The organism is Nitrosomonas sp. Is35 (genome assembly GCF_033063295.1).
Classification (GTDB): domain Bacteria; phylum Pseudomonadota; class Gammaproteobacteria; order Burkholderiales; family Nitrosomonadaceae; genus Nitrosomonas.
This window is the reverse complement of the sequence record NZ_JAWJZH010000001.1, coordinates 2,269,490-2,294,065: the sequence shown is the minus strand read 5'-3', so window position 1 is coordinate 2,294,065 and position 24,576 is coordinate 2,269,490. Positions and strand designations below refer to the sequence as shown.

Genomic DNA, 24,576 nt, shown 5'->3' with positions numbered 1-24,576 from the left:
TTGAGATTTTGTACTTATGTAACCATGCTTAATCGCGCGGCAGCATTTCGGCAGCATGCACACCGACGAGTACCGGCGCCTGGAATAAAATGTAAGCCAGTTCCGCCGAATTGATATTGTTAGTCCAGCTCAACAAATGATCCTCTTTCCACTGCTCCGCTTTTTCTTGCGCGGTGCCGCCCGGCGCCGTGTTTGGCAAGCTGCGCGCGGGTGCGGCGGCGATGTCGATAAATTCGCCATCACTGATGCCGGGCGCAACATCGGTCCAAGCGAGGTCGTTCCAAACCTGAATCGGACCTTCACGATCGATATCCAGACCGAAGCGCGGTTCACCCGGCCGTTCCTTGATCACGAAGAACCAGCCCGGTTCGTCGTCGACCTCGGGATTGCCGCGCGCTTCTTCCTCGGTTAAATCGAAGCCGAAAAAGTAAATGTCCGGTTTGACCTGCGCTTCGTACAGCGGTGTTTTGATCGGTACGCTATCGTCGAATACCCGTTCGGTTTTTTTGTCCGGTGCCGGATTGGTAGCGCTGATCGGTTGCCATTTGGCTTTTTGCGCGTAAATCACCGCATTGGGGTATTTTTTCAGCAATTCGCCGCGAATTACCAATACCAGTTCTTCTTCGTTTTCCAAACCTTGTTCGCGATGATCGTGTTCGCCCAGTTTGGAGAACCGTGACCAGCGGTGAATCGGCGGAATGTCTTTCAATTCTTCGCGACGTTGTTTGCTGTCCTCGGTCGGACTGAGAAAACCGCTGACGTCCCAGAACTGCCGGAAGTAGGAGCCGCGTTGATCGGTCGGATATTCGCGCCACAACAACTCGCGCGCAAATTCGTGATTGAGGCCGACCATGTACGACTCGATGAACGGCTGATTGGTCTTCAATAACGTGATGGTGTTTTGTTCGATGAAATTCAGGTTCGGCACAAACAACTCGGTGGATTTATCGGTCAGCGGTTTGTACATCGGAACATCGAATTCCGGATACGCCATCGCTTCGACAAACTTTTCACCAATTAACCCGATGATGTGCGGCGGTAACAGGATGTTGCCCAGTGTCCATTTCGGAATCGTAACTGTTGGATTCAGTTTGACCAGCGTATCCGTTGCCAATTGAGCAATATTGACCGGTACGGTTGCCGGTATGACACCGGCTTGCAGGCCGTTTTGCAACACTGTGTAAGAGTCTTTCAGTGCAGTTTTAAAACGGCTGGATTGAATGCTATCGGCTCCACCGGCGCTGGCGGGTTGCGGCGGATTGGCCGGATCCAGCGCTAAAGGATTCAGTTCCGGCGTCAGCACAAAATTACTGCTGGGTGGCATCGAGTCGACCGCAGCCGGTGTTTGCCTGGTTTCGGATACCGAATCGGCTTGATTCATTTGCGTGATTAAACGCTGCGCAGTACGGTAAGCCCACAATAATCCCGCGCTTAGCGCCGCCGCTACAGCCCAGATTGCGGTGCTGGCGCCGATGACCGCCAACACGATCACGAGCAGCAAAATCAACGCTAGCAAGAGGTAAGGGATCAACGGATAGCGTTTCAGTAAATCCAGCAACCAGGACGGCACGTTCTTCGGTTGCGCATCTTGCGATAGATTATCCAAGGTGGGCAATGAAGCAGGTACTTCATGCGGCGGCGCGGCGGTGACAATACCGTCGTTGACGCGCGTGATCAAATTGTTGGGATGAATGCGCTCGTCAAAGGTCGAGAGCTTTTGCAAGCGGCCGTTCGGGCGCAACATGCGCCGCAGTGGTGAGGAGGTCAGCGCGGGCGTGACCGGGCTTTGCTTGATTCGATGAGAAACCGTGATGCCTTGGCTGATGACGCGTTTTTGCACCGGGGCTGTCATGAACAGCACTTTGTCGTGGCTGATTTGTTGCAACGGCAGCACTTGCTTCTGATACCAGCTATTGGCGGTGATCTTGGCGAGCTGCGCCAGGCGGATTTGGCGGTTGGCTTCGAGCACATCGCCGACTTGGTCCCACGCCGCATCCATGTATTCTTCCTGGTTGGCAATGATGACGTCGGTACCGAAACCGGCGGCGCTGCGCCAGCGCGGGTCGAGGTTGAGCTGGTGCAGCCAATTTTGGTCATTGGGCGCATCGCTGCCGTCGGCTTCTTTCAGTACGCGGTTTCTGAGCGCATGCCAGCGGCCGTAAATCGGCGGTGTAATCAATGGATCGGGATCGGCCTGGATGGCATCGGGCAAATCGGTATTCTGGTGAGCCGCATCGGCGGCGAGCCGGGCGTAGTCATCGGCAAGATTCAGAAAGGCCGCCAATTCCTGCTGGAACACATGCGGATACGGCTGATCCCAATTTTCCCATTTGGCGATTTCCTGCTCGGCTTGCTTGCTCAACGGTGCGAGCAGTGCGCCGCCGAGTTTTAGCACGCCTTCGAGATCCGGATTCTGGATACCGCTGATATTGGAGCCGGGGTTCTGTACATCCATGTCGCGGCGGCCGACGCGGCTATCCGCCGGTTTCGGTTCGAGCAGGCGCACTAAGTATTCGAAATCGCCTTGCGAGCCGGTACGGAAGAACCAGCGGTAATAAAACGGAAACTGCGTCGGCGCCGGGCGGCCTTCGCCCCATGCTGAAAATGTCGCGTGCGTTGCATCGTCGGGGTTCATCCCCAGTCCGGCCAAACGGCCGGTTTCAAAGGTGGGGATCAGAAAAGCGTGATAGCGCTCGTTCGGGGTCAGTTTGCGCGGGCAGACGATGCGCGAATAGGCTTCGTCGGCGTTTTGCGCCAGCACGCTTTGCAGTTGCGACAGAGCGTTGTTGATATCCGGCGCTTGCGGCGCATCTTGACCACCGGCAATATTTTTATTGACGTGCACATGCGCCCACGCCCACAGTTCCTCGGCTTTGGGAAATACCGATCCCAGCGCATCAGCTTTAATATCGATAAAAGGCAGCGGCTTGCCGGAAATATTACCGCCCTCGGCAAATTCCGCTTCGGTCAATACGATCAACGTGACCCATGGCCGTAACCGCGATCCCGCCGGTGCCGCCGGGGTGTAACGCCAAGGAAAATCTTCGTCGTAGAACTCGATATGACACAGATAATTCGGTTCAAAGTTGGTGATCCAGTTGAGCGGTTCGGTTTTGATAATCGCTCTCGACTCAATACCGATGATATCGCCGGGGCCGTACAGGGCAACGTTCTTGTTGACCGGAGCGGCCACATCGCCGCCTTCGCCGCCGCTGCCTTTGATGTTCAGACTGACGGCGACACTGGCGCGTGTTTTGACCGAAGCATCCAGATCCGCCGATTGGATATTATTGGCGACGCCTTGCCGTAGCCACGGTAGAAAAGTATACGTGCCGATCGCCATTATGCCGCCTCCTGCAATGGCGCGGCTTCCGCGCTGGGGATGACGTGCAGATTGTCTTGCAACGTGGGCGACTGATTCACTTGCTTACGCAGGAAATCCTGCGCCTGCGCGTGCGTGTCGAAATAAGCGTCTTTGCTATGCGGACTGTTGTTCATGGTCGAGGCGACCACGTAGCCGGTTTCTTTCACGATGATTTTCTGATCGACCGGTGCTTTTTGCGCCTTGTAACTGGCCGAGAGTGCCGATTTCGATGCGGCGTTGCGGCCTAAAAAGTGATTGAAGAATTCGGCGCCGATGGCGACAAAACGGATCAGCAACGAAACAAAGTTATTGTCGATGATATTTTGCTCGTAGCGCACCACACGTTTAACCGCTGCCGGCGATTTGAGTTGCTGGTTGCTCACCGACAGTTCGATACCGGCATTTTGTTTTTCGTAGGAGGGTGCGCTCAGTTTGTTGGCGTCGCTCAAGTTTTTATATTGCGCCGTGGCAAACGATTCTTTGGTGTCCGCGATCTTAGCCAGGCCGGTATCGATCACTTCGACGGTCAGCCGTTTGGCGTCTTTCGGTTTTTGATTGCCGACTTTGTCGAGATCCAGATCGAGCGGAACGGCGCGCTGGTTGACGCGCAATACGCCGACCGGGTGCAAAATCAGATCGCTGGTGCTTTCAATGGCGCGCAGTGATACCAGCAATTGACTGGATGCGGGTAATTCGGCCGTCCAGTTATCCAGCTTATCGAATTCCGCGGTGATGAGCGGCATGATGTCGATGGACGGCAGCGTGGTGTTTTCATCCTCGCCCCAGGTGTGGCTGAAAGGTACGTCGATATCCCAGAATAACAGCGAGATGGAGCCTTCGCCTTCGATGTGCCACGGTGATGTGCCTTCGAGTTCGCCGCGCATATGCACCCCGAACAAGCCGATACCGAACACTTTGACATCGAACGACGCGGAAATGGTGATGATGAAATAGAATGGCGAAAACTGGAACAACGCATCGAAGCCGACATGGCCGGAAATATTGAAGGCGCTGAGACCGAAATAAACTTCCGCTTTGGCGCCGAACTGCACGGTGTTGGAAGTGACGGCGAAATAACCTTCCACGCGGATCCGTGCAAATGAAGTATTCAGGATGTTGATCGCAATCCGGCTGGGATTGGGAAAAGGCAGTGGAGGTGGTTTAAAGGAGGGATGAAAACCACCTACACTGATGACAAAATTGGCATCGTTACCCCAAGCGATCAGCAGACCCATATCGCCGTCGATGGTGAGAAAAATAACCCGGGAATCATATAAGCTGGCATAAAACCACAGCCGCTGTTTATCCACTTCCAGCGCGCCGATGAAACTGACCTGAATGACGATCAACGCCGCGTCTTCATCGGGCAATGCAACTTTCAGCACACCGAGAATGGCGATATTGCCCGGCGGTATTTCGACGATGATGCCAAGCGATGCGCTGACCAGTGTCGGTGTGCCCCAGCCCAATTTGGCCATCGGGCCGATCAGAAACACATCCTGCGCAGGCGGGAAGAATTGGCGCAAATCACTGATGATGCGCGGCGCATTCTCGATGATATTGTCCGGGAACATGATGCTGTTGATCGATCCGGTGCGAACACCGGCGGCAATCACTTCCAGTTCCATGGTGCGATTCAAGCCGAGCAACCCGCCGACGGCGTTCAGCGTAAAACCGAAACCCAGCTGGAACGGCGTGCCGAATTCGGCGCTGAGAATGATCAGCAACGAGAAACCTTCGGAACCGTCGGGCATGCGCGTCGTAATTAGACCGATCGCTTTCACCGTGACGATGCCGCTGAACATCAGCTCCAATGCACCGGCATATTCTTCCTTGTCGAAATCGAAGTAGAGATAGCCGCCGCCTTTGACAATACCGGCATCCAGCGACAAGCCGACGCCATTCGGCGGCTTGAATCCTAGCTGGATATCGACCGGCCCGGCATTGCCGCTGCGGTTATCGACCAAGGCGAAATCGATCGCTAAGCCGATGTTTTCCACGACAGCGGCGAGCGGGCCGAGCGCAGCTTTGATATCCGTTGAAATGGCGGTAGGGAATTTGTTGTTTTCGATACCGACCGAAAAGGTTAACGCGCTGACTTCCACCGGCCCAAGATTCAGGTGCAGCGGCAATTTGATTTCCAAGGCGCTGCTGCCGACGAAAAACAGCCCATCGTTGCTGTTGTAGCCGAACGCCATGCCGAAATCCGAATTGAGCTGGACGCCGCTCAAGATATCGGTAAGAAAACCATCACCGTCGGCAAATGAGATCGCCAGTTTACCGGCGCCGATTTCACCGCCGACGGTAAAATCGGCTGCCGATTGGCCGCCGCTGCCTTGAATCCGGCCGCCGAAGCTGACGCCGAATTTACCGACTTCCAACCGGCTGCCATCGGGGTCGCCAATCAATAGATACGGTGTTGCCGCTTGCGTGCGGTCGGCGGTGACGCTGAGGTTCAACAAACCGGAAACCGTGTCGGCTGCGGAGGTATGAAAAGTGAATGTGGCCGGCGGCTGGATCACAAGCTCGGCGCCGAACGGCAGCGTGGCCTGCAAATCCAGAATGACTTTTAAATCGTCGGCAGCAAATTCGATTTTACCGGGACTGAGATTCTGCCGGATCGACAGGCTCAATCCGTTGGGATTGAGATCGGTGCGCGGCCGCAGTTGAAAAATGACAGCTTCGAGAATCGGCGTGGGCGATGTATCGTCAAAAAAAGCCGGTGCTTTGAGATGAAGCAACAAGCGTTCGAGCCGCTGCAACAAATTGGCGGCATCGAGACTGTTGCTGCCCCAGTTATAGTGCGACTGTAATGCCGATACCGGCGATTCCAGCCACTTGCCTAGTTCGTTGAAATGGAAGGTAGAGATTGTAAACTCGGGATTACCGGGGTCGGTGGAACCAACGTTATTGCGTTGCCGCTCAAGTATGCCCAGCAGCTCGAACAACTCATTGATGCCGTTGGCGGTATCCAGCGCACGGACGAGCAAGTAGTTGAACAACCGTTCGGCAAAATGACTGGAAACGCTCGCTGGGATACTGCCGATGCCTTGCACGGCGGTTTGCAGTTGATCGATTTTTTGGATGGCGGTGATGACTTGGCTGATCAGCTCTATGCTGATGGTGACAATTTGCTCGATATTTTCCGCTTCGATGGCTTCCACCAAATCCCCGGCTTTTTGCAGCACGGTTTTGCTGCTGGCGATCAGCGCTTGCATCGGAGAAGCCAGTGACGAAACCTGGCCGCTGTTGAGCGTAATGCCGAGTTCGGCAAACGTTTGCACCGCGCGCGTGCTATTTAGCTCGCGTTCCAGCGGCTCCAATACGTTGGAGATTTGCAGCAAAACGCGCTGTAAGGTATCCACTTCATTTGACATCGGTGGTTTCCTCCATGAGTGCGGCGTGTCCACTGAATTCGCTGGAGCCGGATGCGTCTTCAAACTGCTTAACGAACTCGTGCAGATTATCGAAACTGTTGATGAATCCCATCACTTCTTCAACGTAACGCTGAATCACTTGCTGCAACGCAGCGCTGCCATGCTGCGTCAGCACCTCGGCCATACGCCGGATCATCTGATCGCGCGTGATGCCTTCCACTTCAAACGGAATGACATGCGCCGGGTCGCGCGCATTGTTGACAAAGTGCGCTAGAAACGCCGGGCCTTTGCTGCGATGCCAAGCCACGGTGACCGGTCGCCGGTGATTGACGAGGGCAATCACTTCCTGACGGTGATCGAGAATCTGCTGATAAATCTCAGCGCCTTTGCGCGTGTTCAGAAAACGCTCGCGCACCTCGGTGGTGTGGTTGATGCCAGTGAAAATGCCTTCAACATCGTTTAATGTTTGCCCCGCGGGGCCGACCGGCGGGTTGGCGGTTGTGATGGGGGTGATGCTGAGGTAGGCCATGACCGGGTGAATGTGCGATGCAAGCGCTCGAGCAGGATTGGCCGAATCCACTGCATACAATAACCCGACCACTTTGTTTTGCGCGTTGACAACAGCGGAGCCGGAGTCGCCATGATCGGCGAATATCAAGTCGCCATTGCAATCGGGTTGCGTCGCTTCGATGTAGATCATGCGCCCGCCACCAGCATCCAGTGCGGTGGTGTCGATGACTTTGCCGGTGGTTTTGCTGGTTCTACGCCCAACTTTATACACGACATAATCGCTACCGCCCAGATCACTTTGTGCAACGCGGGCAACATCTTCCAATTTGCTGTTGCCGCCGATATTCAGTCCGCGAATTTCGTTCTTGTACGATACGCCGCAATTGGTATTGCACCAGCTGGAAATACAGATATCCAGTTTTGCAATGGCGCAATCCAAGTAATAGTCTTGGGCTGTTTCACTGGGGTAGGTATAAGAATAGGGGGCTTGTTGACCCACATTGTGAATTTTTCCGATCGGATTACGCCGTTCTTGTGTGCCGTCAAGAGTGATAGTACCTGCGTTATCGATATAGCGCGGTTGATAAATCGTATCGCCATTGACTGCGCCATTACTTGCAAGTACGTGATTGTTCGACAGCAGCACCACGTTTTCCGGTCCGCTGACACCATTTAACGTGGCAAAACATCCCAATGTTCCGGAGCCAATTTGATTCGAGGCATTCGTTTTGAAATTGGTAATCGATATTCCGCCAATCAGCGGTGAATGTTGATCCAAGTCTTCGCAATGTATTGGTTTGGATTGAATGACAAGCACCACATCGGTGGGAATGCCCTTATATTCTTTCGGGATGATGTCGGCTGGATTCAGGTCTTTCGGTTTGCGTTTTTCTTTGACGTACACGCGGAAGGAAATTTGATTGGTGGTTTTGCCGCCGACTTCTTTCAAGCCGTAGCCAACGCCAACCACGCCCGGGATTTTTTTCAGCTCAGCTTCGGCTTCCGCATGTAATATAGCCAATTCTTTTTGATCCATTACGTTACCTCCATCCAGTCGGCCAGCAGTATGCGAATACAATGCGTTTTTTCTGTGGCATAGCGTTAATCCTTATTGATAGACCGGGGCGCGCAAAAATCGAAGTACCAGGGCGTAATCTGCAAACAACTGAGCACCGGATGAATGTGGCACGCGTAGGAGATATAGGGATCGCGCATGTGATGGCCCCAGAGCAACCCTACCGCGCGCTGGTATTGGTCGACGAGCAAAGCGCCGGAATCGCCTTTACGTGAGAACGGTTGTCTAATGCCGTGGCGATCGGGTAGTGCTTCGATGATCAGCGTGTTGCGGCACAGTTCGCCATGGACAGTCTCAACCGTGGCTGCGCTGTCAATGATTTTTCCCCACGTTGAATCAGGGCGGCCTAACAAGCGGACTTTCAGTTCTCGTCCTCTCAGCGTGTCCAGCGGATGCACCCGGGCGATTTTTGCGAAGTGCCGGATTCTTCCTTGCGTCTGCTGCGGATTTTTGCATTGCTTCAGCAGCAGGCTGGCTGTTGCGCAATCGATGTAATAGGGTTTTTCCGGTTCTCCCGGATAGGCAAAGGAGAAATGCCCGCACAGTCCTTCGCCGTCGATTTTGGCAATGGCATTTAAGCGTGGCGCGTCGAAAATGACATGGTCATCGTGTTCTTCGTAATCAGGTTGAAAAATAATTTCGTCGTGTTCCGCATCGTTGGCGAACAGAACATGCCGGTTGGATACCAGCACCAGCGATTCCCCATCCGGAGCGTTACGTTTGGCGGCCAGGAAACCCAGCGTGCCCAAGCCTACGTTGATGTGGTGGAATTGATAAATGCCTTTCAGATTGCTGATGGCGGCGCCGACACGCGGTAATGCGGCATCAAGGTGATGCTTAACCAAAGCGCCGGAGTGGCCGGTCAATTTGAACGAGGCATTTGCAGTCATAGTAACCACCTATTAATAAAGCCGTCAGCTGATGGGATACACTCAGTGATGCGCTTAATTATTCAACTTATCGCTTCCTATCATCAAAGATGACTCGAGACGATCAGATGCAGTGATGCTGGTACGGAAGCCCTTACGGGTGAATTTTGTTACTACGTTTCTAATTTGACTGAACTTACTAATCCTTGCTAATCAGCAACCGGTTTGCCGATCGGATACGTGTTCCGGTGTAGGGTTTTTTTAGGTGGGTATGCGTGTTATTAGTTTTTATGGATGAAACATTAACCCTTTGTTCGTATTTCATTTTTCTGTTGGAATAGAAAAATAATAACCCCGCTTCAGTCCAGAATATACTGAAAACCCGGAAAGCTGTCAAACAAAGCACCCCGTTTCCGTTTTCGTGCGCTAAACTGATCGACGACGTGTAACGACTATCATTAGCCGGAGGAAAAATGCTGAATTCTTCAATTCTGGATATCGCCATGGGCATGGTGTTTCTCTTTGTTCTGGTTAGTTTATTGTGTTCCGCGGTCAATGAAATGATTGCGCAATTCATCCGGATGCGCGCGAAAAATCTTGAAGCCGGTCTGACCAACTTGCTGCAATCCGGCGAAGCCAATCAATTGGTCGCCGATCTCTATCAGCATCCGCTGATTAGCGGGCTCTCAAAAGCGGGAGAGAAACCTTCCTATATCCCGCCGAAGAATTTCACCCTGGCGCTGATGGATATCATGACCGGCAGTACCGGCAAGCTTCCGGCGGACAATCAATCGCTCATTGCAAAGATCGAGAGCCAAAAGTTTTTTGCGCAAACCGAAGCGGGAAAATCGATCATCCTGCTGCTGCACGAAGCAGGCGACGACGCGGAGAAAGCGCGCAGGAACGTGGAGAGCTGGTACAACGATGCGATGGACCGGGTGGGCGGCTGGTACAAACAAAAAACGCAAGTCATTATTTTTGGTATTTCACTCATGGTCTGTACAGCCTTGAATATCGACGCCATCAAAATTTCCCAGACCCTGTGGACCGATATCGCGCTCAGGCAAGCTTTGGTACAAGCTGCTTCTTCGACGGATGTTGCAAGTTTGATGCCGCAACCACCGGAAAAGCAATCGGCAGAGGAAATATCCGCCGGGAATGATGATGGTGTAGTCAAGAAAACTGCGGAATCCCCCAAGGATGTTGGGGAGTTGATTAAAAAAATTGAAGAACTGCACTTGCCGATAGGATGGACGGTCAAGGATGGCGAAGAGAAAAAATGGGTTTGGGTATCGGAAAAATTTGAAGCCATGGATTGGCTGGTCAAAATCATGGGCATCCTGATCACGACTTTCGCCGGATCGCTTGGTGCACCGTTCTGGTTTCAGTTGCTGAATAAGATTGTCGATTTGCGGGCGGCGGGTAAGCAGCCGGGAAAATCTGGAAGTCAATAATCAGGGGGAAATTATCAACAGGCGAGCTTAAGAATGGCTGCATATGCACTGATAGATGCAATAGCTATTGACCAGATCCACTTCCAATGTAGAAGGTAAAAATTAATAAATGGATTTAATAGAATACGCCATACTGGGAAGTGTGGTTTCCCTGCCATTTCTGTTTCAAAGTCATGATTTTCTATGTGTTTATCGAATTTTTTCTTCAGATCAGAAATTGACCACATAAAGACCTCTAACAAAAATTTAGACAAACTATAGATCAGAGAGTGAAGAACAAAAAATATTAGTTTTTGTTCTTTATCCAATTTTCCCTAATCTTCCTTGCGTTGGAAAAATCTTGTTCCAATGCTTCAGCATCATTCTTCTTCAATAACTCTCGCAAGCTGTTCAATTCAGTCTGATACGCCTCAATCTGCGTAAGTAACGCCTCACGATTCGCCAGACAAATATCGCGCCACATTTCCGGGGAGCTGCTGGCGATGCGGGTGAAGTCGCGGAAGCCGCTGCCGGCGAAGCGCAATAAGCTTTCAGGATCATCGGTGCTGTGGTTGAGGTGATTCATCAGGGTGAACGCCAGGATATGCGGCAGGTGGCTGGTGGCGGCAAGTACGCGGTCATGTTCGTCCGGGGGCATCAGCGAGACTTGGGCGTGACAGGCTTGCCATAACTGGCGCACGCGTTCGACGGCTGCCGTGCTGGTTTCCGGCAGCGGGGTGAGAATCACGTGTTTGTTGCTGTACAAATCCGCTTGCGCGGCTTGCACGCCGCTTTGTTCGGCGCCGGCGATCGGGTGGCCGGGCACGAAGTGGTGCTGGTTCTGCATGGAAAGATGGTGGCGGGCCGCAGCGATAACATCCTGTTTGGTGCTGCCCGCGTCGGTGACGAGGGTGTTGGCGTGCAGATGCGGTGCGATTCTTTCCAGGGTACTGGCGGTTTGGCCGACCGGCATGGCCAGGAACACCAGATCGGCGCCGTTCAATGCGGAGGCGATATCGGTAGCAATTTCATCGATCACACCCAATTCAACGGCGCGTTGCATATTGGTCTGACTGCGCCCGACGCCGGTGATGTGCTTGACCAAACCCGCTTTGCGCAGCGCCAGCGCAAACGATCCGCCGATCAAGCCGACGCCGACAATGACCAGTTTATTCAGTGCCGTGATAGTTGCCATGACTATTGCTGTGATGTGGTAATTAATTCAGTTCGCTTAAGGCCTGCTCGAGCGATTCCAGGAATCGTTTGTTTTGCGATTCGAGTCCGACGGTTACGCGGAGATGGTTCGGCATTTCGTAGATTCCCAGCGGACGCACGATGACACCTTGCTGCAACAGGCTTTGATACACTTTCGGGGTGTTGGCGGCATCGCCTTTGATGCGGAAACTAATGAAGTTGCCGTACGACGGAATGTATTCCACGCCCATTTTGCGGAAGCCGTCGGTCAGTTGCAGCATACCGGCGCGGTTCAGCGCATACGATTTCTGCACAAACTCGGCATCCTGCAGCGCGGCCAGCGCGCCGACCAGGCCGATGCTGCTGACATTGAATGGCTGGCGCACGCGGTTCATCAGATTGGCTACGTCCGGATGCGTCAGTCCGAATCCGATACGCACGCCTGCAAGGCCGTAAACCTTGGAGAAAGTGCGCGTGATCAGCAGATTGGAAAATTGTTTCAGCCATTTGATACTGTCCGGTTTGTTGGCTTCGGGCAGGTATTCGTAATACGCTTCGTCCATGACGACCAGCACATCGCGCGATACCCGTTCCATGAAACGGAACAATTCATCTTCGCCGGATAACGTGCCGGTCGGGTTGTTGGGGCTGGCGATAAAGACGATGCGTGTTTCCGGCGTGATGGCATCCAGCATCGCGGGCAGGTCATGGCCGTAATCGCGGGCGGGAACCGCAATACCGTTCGCGCCGATCATTTGCACCACCAGCGGATACACCGCAAAGGCATGCTGCGAATACACCGCAGCGGCACCGGGTTTGAGAAAAACGCGCGCGGCCAGATCCAGCACGTCGTTGGAGCCGTTGCCCAGAATAATCTGCGTCGGATCGACGCCATAGCGTTTCGATAGCGCGGCTTTCAACTCGTAGCCGCTGCCGTCCGGATACAGCGCGACGTCGTGCAATGTGTTGATCATCGCGTCGAGCGCGAGCGGGCTGGTTCCGAGCGGATTTTCGTTGGACGCCAGTTTGATGATGTAAGACTCATCCAGTCCGATTTCACGTGCCAGTTCCGAAATCGGTTTGCCGGGCTGGTAAGGTTGGATCGAGCGGATATATTCCGGAGCAAAATCGCAAAGATTCATAAGATTAAATGTGTTAATGAATAAAAAAGAATAGGGAAAATGTGGTGAATTGAATAATGCGGCTATTCAGCGGCGGTGCGTTGTCAGGCGGCCGGATACGATCCCAGAATTTTCAGGAAAGCGGCTTTGTGGCGTAACTCCGCCACGGCTGCGGCGACATTGTCATCTTGCTGATGTCCTTCAAGATCGATGAAAAAAACATACTGCCACAGACCGGTGCGGGACGGGCGCGATTCCAGGCGGCTCATGCTGACGCCATACTGCGCCAGCGATTCGAGCAAGGTGTAAATCGCGCCGGAACGGTTATTGGTCGACACGATCAGCGATGTTTTGTCTTTTCCCGAAGGCGCGACGATTTGCCTGCCGATCACCAGAAAGCGCGTGGTATTTTTCGGATCGTCCTCGATGTTTTCCGCGCAGATGGAAAGCCCGAATAATTCCGCCGCTCTTTGGCTGGCGATCGCTGCGGCCTGATTGTCGGCTGCGGCTTGCCGGGCTGCATCGGCATTGCTGGCGGCATGGATCAACGCGGAATGAGACAGATGCGGTAAGTTGGTACTTAACCAGTGATGACACTGTGCCAGCGATTGCGGGTGCGAGTAAATTTTGTTGATGTGCGCTAGATCGGTTTGCTGCGCCATCAGAAACTGATGCACCGGCAATTGAATCTCGCCGCAGATGGTGAGCGGCGTTTGCAGCAGCAAATCCATGGTTCTGCCGACCGCGCCTTCGGAAGAATTTTCCACAGGCACCACGCCGTAATGGGCCGCTTCCGATTCCACCGTGCGGAACACATCGTCGATCGAATCGCACGCGACCTCAGTGATCGCGCTGCCGAAGCGTTTCAGCGCCGCTTCTTCGGAGAAGGTGCCGTTCGGGCCGAGGTAGGCCACGCTCATGGGTTTTTCCAAGGAGCGGCACAACGACATGATTTCGGTAAATAAATGTTTAATGTGTTCGTTGCTGACCGGCCCGGGGTTTTGTTCCTGCACGCGCGCCAATATTTGCGCTTCGCGTTCGGGACGATAGACGATGCCGCTTTTTTTGATTTTGCCGACTTGCTGCGCCAATCCGGCGCGTTTGCTGACCAATTGCAGCAATTCGTTGTCGATGGCGTCGATTTGATCGCGGAGTTGTTTGAGTTCTTCGGACATGTTAGTTAATCATTGAACATTGGGCGATTCGGTAGTGCTTGGGGTTTATCCGGGAAGACGCAAATAACGCGCCATCAGCACGCCGCTGATCGATGCTATCTCATGCAAAACATGCGGCGGGACCGGGCTGTCGGTGTCGACCAGCGTATAAGCCATGCCACCGCGCGATTTGTTGATCATGGTATGAATATTCAGTCCGGCCTGCGCCATGCTGGTCGAAATCTGCCCCAGAATATTCGGCACGTTGGCATTGGCGACCGCGACGCGGTAAGGCACTTCGCGTTCCATCTGCGTGTCCGGAAAGTTGACGGTGTTGGTGATATTGCCGTTTTCCAGATAATCGATCAACTGATCCACCACCATCACGGCGCAATTGTCTTCCGCTTCGGCGGTCGATGCACCGAGGTGCGGCAAGGTAATCACGTTTTTCTGGTGTTGTAGTTTCTCGCTGGGGAAATCGCTGACGTAAGTTTTGATTTTGTTGGCGGCGATGGCTTGCAGAATGGCATCTTCATCGACGATCGCGCCACGCGAGAAATTCAGCACAATTGCATGCGGCTTCATCAACTGTATCGTGCTGCTGTTGATCAGGTGCCGTGTCGAATCGAGCAATGGCACGTGTACGCTGATGAATTCGCTATGGCGCAGCAAATCCTCCAGGCTGTTGGCTTTCTTGACTTCCGCCGACAGGCTCCAGGCCGATTCGACGGTAATTTTCGGGTCGAAACCGATGACTTTCATGCCGAGCCGGATGGCCGAATTGGCAACCAGGCGGCCGATTTCGCCTAGACCGATCACGCCCAGCGTGCGCCCCGGCAATTCGATGCCGGAAAAACGTTTTTTGCCATCTTCGGCTTGCTTGTTGAGCGCCGCATCGTCACCCTGCAGGCTGTCGGCGAATTGCAATGCCGGTACCAGGTTACGCGCCGCCAGAAACAAACTGGCCAGCACTAATTCCTTGACGGCGTTGGCGTTGGCGCCGGGCGTATTGAAAACCGGCACACCGCGCGCATTCATCGCGTCGACCGGGATGTTGTTGGTACCCGCGCCGGCGCGGCCGATCGCTTTGACGCTCTCTGGGATGACGCTGTTCAGCATGTTGTGCGAGCGCACCAAGATGGCATCCGGTTCCTCGATGTCATGACCGGTCTGATAACGCTCCGCGGGAAAACGGTTGAGTCCGTGCGAAGAAATCGCATTGAGCGTCAGAATTTTAAAGGATTGTTGTTCAGGCATGGCGGCTGGCAAACTCCTTCATGAAAGTGACAAGTGTCGCGACACCTTCGACCGGCATGGCATTGTAGATTGATGCCCGCATACCGCCGACCGAGCGATGTCCCTTCAGCTGCAATAAACCGTTGTGTTGCGCTTGTTTGAGAAATTCACCGTCCAACGCGGAATCTTTCAGTGTGAACGGCACATTCATACGCGACCGGTTGGCTATCGCCACCGGGCAGTGATAGAAATCGGTGCTGTCGAGATAGTCGTACAGCAGATTGGCCTTGGCCGTGTTGATTTTTTCCATTGCTGTCAGCCCGCCCTGTTTTTTCAGCCAGGCGAACACCAGGCCGGTGATGTACATGGCGTAAGTGGGCGGGGTGTTGTACATCGAATCATTCTTGGCGTGAATCTGATAATCGTACAGCGTCGGTGTGCCGGGCAGCGGCTGGCCCAATAAATCTTCGCGCACGATGACCAGCGTCAATCCGGCGGGGCCGAGGTTTTTTTGCGCACCGGCATAAATCAGACCAAAACGCGTGACATCCAACGGCCGCGACAAAATATCCGACGACATGTCGGCAACCAGCGGAGCCTCCGTATCCGGTGCCCAGTGAAACTCGACACCGCCGATGGTTTCGTTGCTGGTGTAATGCACATAGGCTGCATCGGGGTTTAGATGCCATTGTTCCCGTGGCGGGATGTACGTGAAATTACCATCTTCTGAAGAAGCGGCCACATTGACCGTGCAATAGCGGCTGGCTTCCTCAATGGCTTTGGCCGACCACTGGCCGGTATTGATATAGTCCGCTGTTGTTTTGCCGCGCAGCAGGTTCATCGGCACCATGGCAAACTGGCTGGAAGCGCCGCCTTGCAGAAACAGCACTTTATAGTTGCGCGGAATGTTTGCCAGCTCGCGCAGATCGTTCTCGGTTTTTTCCGCTATCGACATGAATTCCTTGCCGCGGTGACTCATTTCCATCACCGACATGCCGCTGCCGTGCCAATCGAGCATCTCATCGCGCGCCTGTTGCAATACTTCCTTGGGGAGGACTGCGGGTCCTGCGCTGAAATTGTAGATCTGATTCATGGCGTTTTTTCCGGTAAGTGGTTATTGGCTATTCACCATCTCCATCGCTGTCCTCGCTTTCGACCACCCGTTCCAGACCGGCCAGTTTTTCGCCCGGATCCAGATTGATCAAGGTAACGCCTTGCGTGGCGCGGCTCATTTCGCGTACTTCGTTGACGCGCGTGCGGATCATGACGCCGCCGGAGGTGATCAGCATGATTTCATCGTCCGGTTTTACCAGTTTGGCGGTGACCACCTTGCCGTTGCGCGCGCTGGTGATGATCGCGATCATGCCTTGCGTGCCGCGGTTGTGGCGGGTGTATTCGCTGATCGGGGTGCGTTTGCCGAAGCCGTTTTCCGTCGCTGTTAACACCGCCAGTTCTTCATTCTCCGCTACCAGCATCGAAATGACTTTATGTCCGGAGCCCAGTTTCATGCCACGGACGCCACGGGCGGTACGACCCATCGGACGCACGTCGTTTTCGCTGAAGCGCATGGCTTTGCCATTATCTGAGAACAACATGACATCATGTTTACCTTCGGTCAGTTCGACACCGATCAGATAATCGCCTTCGTCCAGTCCGATGGCGATGATGCCATTGTTACGCGGACGGGAGAATTCCGATAGAGGCGTTTTCTTGACGGTGCCAAACGATGTGGCCATAAAGACAAAGCGGTTCTCGTCGAAAGTTTTGACCGGCAGAATAGCGTTGATTTTCTCGCCTTCTTCCAGCTGCACCCAATTGATGATCGGCTTGCCGCGCGATTGCCGCCCGCCTTGCGGCACTTCGTAGACCTTGATCCAGTACACGCGCCCCAGACTCGAGAAGCACAGGATGTAGTCATGCGTGTTGGCGATGAACAGTTTGTCGATGAAATCATCTTCCTTGGTGCTCGTCGCCAGCTTGCCGCGCCCGCCGCGTTTTTGCGCGCGATAGTCGTCGAGCAACTGGGATTTGATATAGCCGCTGTGCGATAGCGTCACCACGACATCGGCCGGGGTGATCAAGTCTTCGATACTCAAATCCTGCGTGTCGATGACGATTTCACTGCGGCGTTTGTCGCCGAATTGCAGTTTGATCGCGTCCAGTTCTTCGGTGATGATGCTGGTGATGCGCTCCGGATTGGCCAGAATATCCAGAAAATCGATGATTTTATCGATAACTTCCCGGTACTCATCGACGATCTTTTCCTGTTCCAGACCGGTTAAACGTTGCAGACGCAGTTCCAGGATCGCTTGCGCTTGCGCATCGGAAAGCCGGTAACCCTGTGCTTGCAAACCGAAGAAATTATCCAATCCTTCCGGACGCAGCGCATTGGCATCGGCCATGGCGCGCGACAGCATTTCTTCAACCAATTTGGACTGCCAGGTTCTTGCCATCAAGGCTTCCTTGGCATCAGCAGGCGTCGGCGCTGCTTTGATCAACGCGATGATTTCATCGACGTTGGATAATGCAACTGCCAGGCCTTCCAATAAATGACCGCGTTCGCGCGCTTTTTTCAGTTCAAAAACCGTGCGGCGCGTGACGACTTCGCGGCGGTGGCGCAGGAAGGCATCCAGGATCTGCTTCAAATTCAGCAAGCGCGGCTGGCCATCCAGCAAAGCCACCATGTTCATGCCGAACGTATCCTGCATCTGGGTTTCTTTGTACAGATTGTTCAGGATGACTTCGGGCACTTCGCCGCGCTTCAGTTCGATGACGACGCGCATGCCGGATTTGTCGGATTCGTCGCGCAGATCGGAAATACCTTCGATTTTCTTGTCGCGCACCAGCTCGCCGATACGTATCAGCAAATTGGCTTTGTTAACCTGATATGGCAATTCATCGATGATGATGCATTGGCGGCTGCCTTTTTCCAGATCTTCAAAATGTGTGCGTGCACGCATCACCACACGGCCACGGCCGGTGCGATAGCCGTCGCGTACGCCGGCGACACCGTAAATGATGCCAGCGGTGGGAAAATCCGGCGCCGGAATAATATCGATCAGCTCATCGATGGTAATATCCGGGTTTTTGAGCAAGGCGAGGCAGGCTTCCACGACTTCATTCAGATTATGTGGCGGGATGTTGGTCGCCATGCCGACGGCGATACCCGAGGAGCCATTGATCAGCAAATTGGGTATTTTGGCCGGCAGAATCAGCGGTTCTTTTTCGGAATCGTCGTAGTTGGGACCGAAATCCACCGTTTCCTTGTCGAGATCGACCAATAGCTCGTGCGCAATCCGCGACATACGGATTTCAGTGTAACGCATCGCCGCGGCGTTATCGCCATCGACCGAACCGAAGTTACCCTGTCCGTCGACTAGCATGTAACGCAAGGAAAAATCCTGCGCCATGCGAACGATGGTGTCGTAGACCGCAGTATCGCCATGCGGATGGTATTTACCAATAACGTCACCGACGATACGCGCGGATTTTTTGTAGGGCCTGTTCCAGTCGTTGGATAGCTCGTGCATGGCGAATAACACGCGCCGGTGCACCGGTTTCAAGCCATCGCGAACATCCGGCAGAGCGCGGCCCACGATGACGCTCATTGCGTAATCAAGATAGGAACGCCGCATTTCTTCTTCAAGACTGATGGGCAGAGTTTCCTTGGCAAACTGATTCATATCTTATGATTTTGTGAGAAACAACAGGTTATGATGCAGAAATATATCTTTGCTGAAACTGGATATAAGAAATTTATAAATCGGATCATTCTAACATGCTGCTATCGTTTCTCGACTAACTTTGCTATGACCCGCGCATAAAATTGCCATAAATGAGTGGATATGCAAAGAAAAAAGCTTGAAAAAGCAGGCTAAATAGGTAACCATAACAACTTTTTCAAATTTTCCTTACCGTACCGGGTGGAGCGCTGAATTGAATTTTTCGTTTAAAATACAAATGCGAGTGTGATGCAGTGTCTAATTTGATGAATACATACTCACGGTTGCCTGTTACCTTTGTCAAAGGCGAAGGGGTCTGGTTATGGGACGATCGCGGTGAACGGTATCTGGATGCACTGGCCGGTGTGGCGGTGTGCGGACTGGGTCATTGCCACCCGAGATTAACCCGGGCGATCTGTGAACAAGCCGGGACGCTGATCCATACTTCTAATCTTTTTCATATTGAAAAGCAGGAACGGCTGGCTGAACGTCTGACGGAATTATCCGGAATGGATAATGCGTTCTTCTGCAATTCCGGTGCGGAAGCGAACGAAGCCGCCATTAAACTGGCCCGGCTGTATGGACATAACAAAGGGATATCGTTGCCCACGATCATTGTCATGGAGCGGTCATTTCACGGTCGTACCATGGCAACGCTGACAGCCAGCGGAAACCGCAAGGTGCAAGCCGGGTTTGAACCGCTGTTAACCGGTTTTGTGCGCGCTCCTTATAATAATTTGGATGCGATCGCGCAAGTGGCCGCCAATAATAAAGATGTCGTGGCGGTGTTGGTGGAGCCATTTCAGGGTGAGGGCGGGGTAAATATTCCCGAAGCGCATTATTTGCAAGGATTACGCAATCTGTGCAGCCAGAATGGCTGGCTGCTGATGCTTGATGAGGTGCAATCGGGAATCGGGCGCAGCGGTAAATGGTTTGCGTTTCAGCATAGCGATATCATGCCGGATGTCGTTACGCTGGCCAAGGGACTCGGCGGTGGTGTGGCGATTGGTGCTTGTTTGGCGAAAGGTATAGCAGCCGAAGTGTTCAAACCGGGTAATCATGCCTCCACGTTTGGTGGTAACCCGTTGGCCTGTGCGGCGGCGATCGAAACGCTGAAAGTAATTGCCGATGAAGGTCTGCTGGAGCATGCGACAAAATTGGGCGATTTCATGCGCGATCGGCTGCGGAATCAACTGGCCGATGTTCCGGGTGTTGTGCAAGTCAGAGGTCAGGGTTTAATCGTCGGTGTCGAACTTTCCGTGCCTTGCGTCGAATTGGTGCGAAAAGCGCTGGAGAAGAAATTATTGATCAATGTAACATCGGATAAAGTGATTCGCTTGCTACCGGCGTTTGTGATGCAGCAACATGAAGCTGAGCAAGTGATTGATATTACTTGTCTGTTGATAAAGGAGTTTTTGAATAACTAAGCAGATTGCGTAGTAATGCATTGCTGATTGGTTGTTTATCGCGTTATGCAATTAAAGCATTTTTTGCAATTCAAGGATTTTAGCCGCGATGAATATGAGTATTTATTTGCGCGCGCGCGTTGGATAAAGCAGGAGTTCAAACAATACCGGCAATACTGGCCGCTGTCCGATCGCACATTGGCGATGATCTTTGACAAAAATTCAACCCGTACGCGCTTGTCATTTGAAGCCGGCATGCATCAACTGGGCGGTGCAGCCATTTATCTGTCAACGCGGGATACGCAATTGGGGCGGGGAGAGCCGGTGGAAGACGCGGCGCGGGTGATTTCCCGCATGGTCGATCTGATTATGATCCGGACTTATCAGCATGACCTTGTCAAGCGTTTTGCGGAGTATTCCAGAGTACCGGTGATTAATGGTTTGACCGATGAATATCATCCGTGCCAAATCATGAGTGATATTTTTACGTACACGGAATACAGAGGCTCGATAGAAGGTAAAACAGTGGCGTGGATCGGTGACTCCAATAATATGTGCAGTACCTGGTTGCAGGCGGCCGAGATATTTAACTTTAAAGTGCATGTTTCCACGCCGCCCGGTTACGATATTGACCCTGCGCAGATAGGACTCAACGGCACTGCGCATTTTGAGAAATTTGCCAGTCCCCACAAGGCAGTGGAGGGAGTAGATCTGGTCACGACGGATGTGTGGACTAGTATGGGGTTTGAATCGGAAACTGAGCAAAGAAAGAATGATTTTGCCGAGTTTTGTGTTGACGAGGAAATGATGGCATTGGCCAAACCGGATGCATTATTTATGCATTGTTTGCCAGCTCATCGGGGTGAAGAGGTAAGTGCGGAAGTGCTGGATGGACCGCAATCCGTGGTATGGGACGAAGCGGAGAACCGGCTGCATACCCAAAAGGCACTGATGGAGTATTTGCTGCTGGGTAAAATAGATACTGCAAAATAAATTTGCGATTGGTATTCATGGATTGCGCATTAACGGATTACAGCGCTAGATAAACGAACGTACTGAGAATAATGAAAAAGATTAATAAAGTGGTTTTGGCATTTTCCGGGGGATTGGATACATCCGTCATTTTGAAATGGCTGCAAGATACCTATCAGTGTGAAGTCGTTACTTTTACAGCGGACATTGGGCAGGGAGAGGAAGTGGAACCGGCGCGTGCAAAGGCAAAGCAGCTGGGTGTAAAGGAAATTTATATCGATGACTTGCGTGAAGAGTTTGTCCGCGATTTTGTATTTCCCATGTTCCGCGCCAATACGATTTACGAAGGGGAATATTTGCTGGGGACCAGTATTGCGCGTCCATTGATCGCAAAAAGACAGATTGAAATCGCGAGAGAAACCGGTGCTGATGCGGTATCGCATGGTGCTACCGGCAAGGGTAACGATCAGGTGCGTTTTGAGATGGGTTATTATGCATTACAACCGGATATTCATGTGATTGCACCGTGGCGTGAATGGGATTTGACCTCTCGTGAGACGTTATTGCAATATGCCGAGCAGCATGGTATTCCGGTCGAAATGAAGAAGAAGGCGGGATCGCCTTACAGCATGGATGCCAATCTGTTGCATATCTCTTACGAAGGTAGAATTCTGGAAGATCCTGCCGCGGAACCGGAAGAATCCATGTGGCGCTGGAGTGTTTCGCCGGAAAAAGCACCGGATGAACCGGAATATCTGGATATCGAATTTAAACGCGGTGATGTGGTAGCCCTTAACGGTGTCGCATTATCGCCAGCGAGTGTATTGGAAAAGCTCAATCAATTAGGCGGGAAACATGGCATAGGCCGGTTGGATTTGGTGGAGAATCGCTATGTGGGCATGAAGTCACGTGGCTGTTATGAAACGCCGGGCGGGACCATTCTGTTGCGAGCGCATCGTGCTATGGAGTCGATTACACTCGACCGCGAAGTGGCGCATCTGAAGGATGATTTAATGCCACGCTACGCGTCGTTGATCTACAACGGTTACTGGTGGAGTCCGGAACGCAAAATGCTGCAAACCATGATCGATGCAAGCCAGGAAAAAGTAAATGGCTGGGTGAGGCTGAAGCTGTATAAAGGAAATGTCATAGTGGTCGGCAGAGACTCACAAACCGATTCCTTGTTTGACCCCACCATCGCAACATTTGAAGACGACGCGGGCGCATATAACCAAGGGGATGCGGCAGGATTCATCAAACTGAATGCTTTGAGAATGCGCATTGCGGCTAACGCTGGAAAGAAACATAAGAAATAACTTTTTCAAACCCTTATGACCGGAATATCACCGGTTTGCCTGGAAGTGTGAATGCATAGAAAGCGGGTATAGCGTAATTGTTTATGCACAGACACAGAGAGAAATAATGCCATCATTTGATATCGTTTCAGAAGTGGATAAGCAGGAAGTCAGGAATGCAGTCGACCAGGTGAACAAAGAGGTCACTACTCGGTTTGATTTTAAAGGTTCCGATGCCAGAGTGGAGCAGGCGGATTATCAGCTGACTGTATTCGCAGACGACGAATTTAAACTGGAACAAATATTGGATATTCTCAGAACCCGGCTAACCAAGCGGAATGTGGATGTGCGATGCTTGGAGAAAGGCCAGGTTGAAAAAATTAGCGGAAACAAAGTAAAGCAGTCAGTAACAATTAAAACAGGGCTTGAAACTGAGCTGGCAAAAAAAATTATTAAGCACATCAAAGACGGTAAGCTCAAAGTTCAAGCCAGCATTCAAGGCGATGTGGTACGTGTAACCGGTGCAAAAAAAGATGTGCTGCAAGAAGCAATTCAGCTGATAAAGAAATCGATTGATAATTTTCCATTACAATTTCAAAATTTCAGGGATTAACAGGGATTAGTTGATACTTGAAAACTTATTTTGCAGTTTAAGAAACAAGGTTAGGATTCTTAGCAGAAAGGAAGTTGCAGGGATATGTGATGATGGATGGAAGTGTATTGTTCAAGTGAGCTATCTTCGTCTTGACATATATAAATAAACCCAATAGAATCCGCTCTCTTTTTTGCCGCATCTTCGGATTGGTTGGAGGTCGGTATTGATAATTACCAATATGTTTGATGTTGGGAAATTAAAGCAAATCAGCAAACAGATGAAGAACGGCTTAAAGCCATTCCAGTTTTTTAGGACACAGAAATGCCGACAATCAGTCAGTTAGTTAGAAAACCACGTGCTGCCAAGCAAGTTAAAAGTACTGTCCCTGCGCTCGAGAATAGCCCGCAAAAAAGGGGCGTATGTACAAGGGTATATACAACAACACCCAAAAAGCCAAATTCAGCGTTGCGGAAAGTAGCCCGGGTAAGGTTGACTAATGGATTTGAGGTGACTAGTTATATTGGTGGTGAAGGGCATAATCTTCAGGAGCACTCGGTGGTATTAATCCGTGGTGGTCGTGTTAAGGATTTGCCAGGTGTGCGTTATCACACGGTCAGGGGTAGTCTTGACACTGCGGGTGTTAAAGATCGTAAGCAGAGTCGTTCGAAATACGGTTCTAAGAAACCTAAAACTGCTTAAAATTAATTTAGGTGTCAATCCAAAGTGCTAGAAAAAATAAAATTGCGTAATGTAGGGGTTGAATAATGCCAAGACGTAGAGAAGTTCCAAAGCGTGAAATATTGCCTGATCCAAAATACCACAATGTTGAATTGGCAAAATTTGTTAATGTTCTCATGACGCGTGGTAAAAAATCTGTTGCAGAAAGAATTATCTATGGCGCTCTAGAGCATATAGGCAAAAAAACCGGAAATGATCCGCTGGAAGTTTTTACCCAGGCGTTGACTAACGTTCGTCCAATAGTGGAAGTTAAGAGCCGCCGAGTAGGTGGAGCTAATTACCAAGTGCCGGTTGAAGTACGTTCGGTGCGCCGGAATGCGTTGGCTATGCGTTGGCTACGCGATGCGGCTAGAAAGAGAAGTGAAAAGTCGATGGATGCCAGGCTGGCAGGTGAATTGACTGAAGCTGCAGAAGGGCGCGGTGGTGCTGTGAAAAAACGAGAAGAAGTGCACAGAATGGCGGAATCCAATAAAGCATTCTCACATTTTAGATTTTGATAAATTAAATCTCTGGCA

At 52.0% G+C, this 24,576-nt stretch carries 17 protein-coding genes; 7 read left to right on the top strand and 10 right to left on the bottom strand.

The features are described from left to right. Positions 1–28: 28 nt before the first annotated feature. The 4 genes from R2083_RS10915 to R2083_RS10900 form a co-directional block, all read right to left on the bottom strand. Positions 29–3,343 carry a hypothetical protein gene (locus R2083_RS10915; protein WP_317538454.1) on the bottom strand — a complete coding sequence of 1,105 codons (3,315 nt, stop codon included), beginning with the start codon at positions 3,341–3,343 and terminating at the stop codon, positions 29–31. Beyond that, positions 3,343–6,741, bottom strand: coding sequence for a DUF6603 domain-containing protein (locus tag R2083_RS10910; protein WP_317538453.1), 3,399 nt, complete (start codon positions 6,739–6,741; stop codon positions 3,343–3,345). The genes R2083_RS10915 and R2083_RS10910 overlap by 1 nt, the downstream gene beginning before the upstream one ends. Next, entirely contained in the window at positions 6,731–8,287 is a 1,557-nt protein-coding gene (locus tag R2083_RS10905; protein WP_317538452.1) for a hypothetical protein, read from the bottom strand. Before R2083_RS10905 ends, R2083_RS10910 begins: the two co-directional genes overlap by 11 nt. Positions 8,288–8,352: 65 nt before the next feature. Further along, positions 8,353–9,216, bottom strand: a complete 864-nt coding sequence (locus R2083_RS10900; protein WP_317538451.1) for a hypothetical protein — start codon at positions 9,214–9,216, stop codon at positions 8,353–8,355. 452 nt (positions 9,217–9,668) lie between these two features. Between R2083_RS10900 and R2083_RS10895 the strand changes: the two genes are divergently transcribed. Continuing rightward, entirely contained in the window at positions 9,669–10,649 is a 981-nt protein-coding gene (locus R2083_RS10895) for a hypothetical protein (RefSeq protein WP_317538450.1), read from the top strand. A gap of 286 nt (positions 10,650–10,935) precedes the next feature. Here R2083_RS10895 and R2083_RS10890 read toward each other — a convergent pair whose 3' ends face one another. The 6 genes from R2083_RS10890 to gyrA all read right to left on the bottom strand — a co-directional run bounded on the left by R2083_RS10890 (position 10,936) and on the right by gyrA (position 19,016). After that, positions 10,936–11,823, bottom strand: a complete 888-nt coding sequence (locus R2083_RS10890; protein ID WP_317538449.1) for a prephenate dehydrogenase — start codon at positions 11,821–11,823, stop codon at positions 10,936–10,938. A gap of 22 nt (positions 11,824–11,845) precedes the next feature. Then, positions 11,846–12,964 (bottom strand): histidinol-phosphate transaminase, encoded by a 1,119-nt coding sequence (gene hisC / locus R2083_RS10885; RefSeq protein WP_317538448.1) that lies wholly within the window; start codon positions 12,962–12,964, stop codon positions 11,846–11,848. 83 nt (positions 12,965–13,047) lie between these two features. After that, positions 13,048–14,118 (bottom strand): prephenate dehydratase, encoded by a 1,071-nt coding sequence (gene pheA / locus R2083_RS10880; RefSeq protein WP_317538447.1) that lies wholly within the window; start codon positions 14,116–14,118, stop codon positions 13,048–13,050. 45 nt (positions 14,119–14,163) lie between these two features. Then, positions 14,164–15,354 (bottom strand): 3-phosphoglycerate dehydrogenase family protein, encoded by a 1,191-nt coding sequence (locus tag R2083_RS10875; protein ID WP_317538446.1) that lies wholly within the window; start codon positions 15,352–15,354, stop codon positions 14,164–14,166. Continuing rightward, positions 15,347–16,426, bottom strand: coding sequence for a 3-phosphoserine/phosphohydroxythreonine transaminase (serC, locus tag R2083_RS10870; protein WP_317538445.1), 1,080 nt, complete (start codon positions 16,424–16,426; stop codon positions 15,347–15,349). The genes R2083_RS10875 and serC overlap by 8 nt, the downstream gene beginning before the upstream one ends. Positions 16,427–16,454: 28 nt before the next feature. Then, positions 16,455–19,016 carry a DNA gyrase subunit A gene (gyrA, locus tag R2083_RS10865; protein ID WP_317538444.1) on the bottom strand — a complete coding sequence of 854 codons (2,562 nt, stop codon included), beginning with the start codon at positions 19,014–19,016 and terminating at the stop codon, positions 16,455–16,457. Positions 19,017–19,321: 305 nt separating this feature from the next. Here gyrA and R2083_RS10860 point away from each other — a divergent pair, with 305 nt between their 5' ends. The 6 genes from R2083_RS10860 to rpsG all read left to right on the top strand — a co-directional run bounded on the left by R2083_RS10860 (position 19,322) and on the right by rpsG (position 24,558). After that, positions 19,322–20,482: an aspartate aminotransferase family protein gene (locus tag R2083_RS10860; RefSeq protein ID WP_317538443.1), complete on the top strand. Its 1,161-nt coding sequence runs from the start codon at positions 19,322–19,324 to the stop codon at positions 20,480–20,482. A 45-nt stretch (positions 20,483–20,527) separates the two neighbouring features. Continuing rightward, positions 20,528–21,454: an ornithine carbamoyltransferase gene (gene argF, locus R2083_RS10855; protein ID WP_317531277.1), complete on the top strand. Its 927-nt coding sequence runs from the start codon at positions 20,528–20,530 to the stop codon at positions 21,452–21,454. Between the two features lie 71 nt (positions 21,455–21,525). Next, entirely contained in the window at positions 21,526–22,749 is a 1,224-nt protein-coding gene (locus R2083_RS10850; RefSeq protein WP_317538442.1) for an argininosuccinate synthase, read from the top strand. Between the two features lie 106 nt (positions 22,750–22,855). Continuing rightward, positions 22,856–23,341, top strand: a complete 486-nt coding sequence (locus R2083_RS10845) for a YajQ family cyclic di-GMP-binding protein (protein ID WP_317531275.1) — start codon at positions 22,856–22,858, stop codon at positions 23,339–23,341. A gap of 303 nt (positions 23,342–23,644) precedes the next feature. Continuing rightward, a complete protein-coding gene (gene rpsL, locus R2083_RS10840; RefSeq protein WP_090320171.1) occupies positions 23,645–24,022 on the top strand; it encodes a 30S ribosomal protein S12 in 378 nt (125 codons plus the stop codon). A 65-nt stretch (positions 24,023–24,087) separates the two neighbouring features. Further along, the gene (rpsG, locus tag R2083_RS10835) at positions 24,088–24,558 is read left to right on the top strand and encodes a 30S ribosomal protein S7 (protein ID WP_108698004.1); all 471 of its coding nucleotides are present in this window, start codon (positions 24,088–24,090) and stop codon (positions 24,556–24,558) included. The last annotated feature ends 18 nt before the right edge of the window (positions 24,559–24,576 follow it).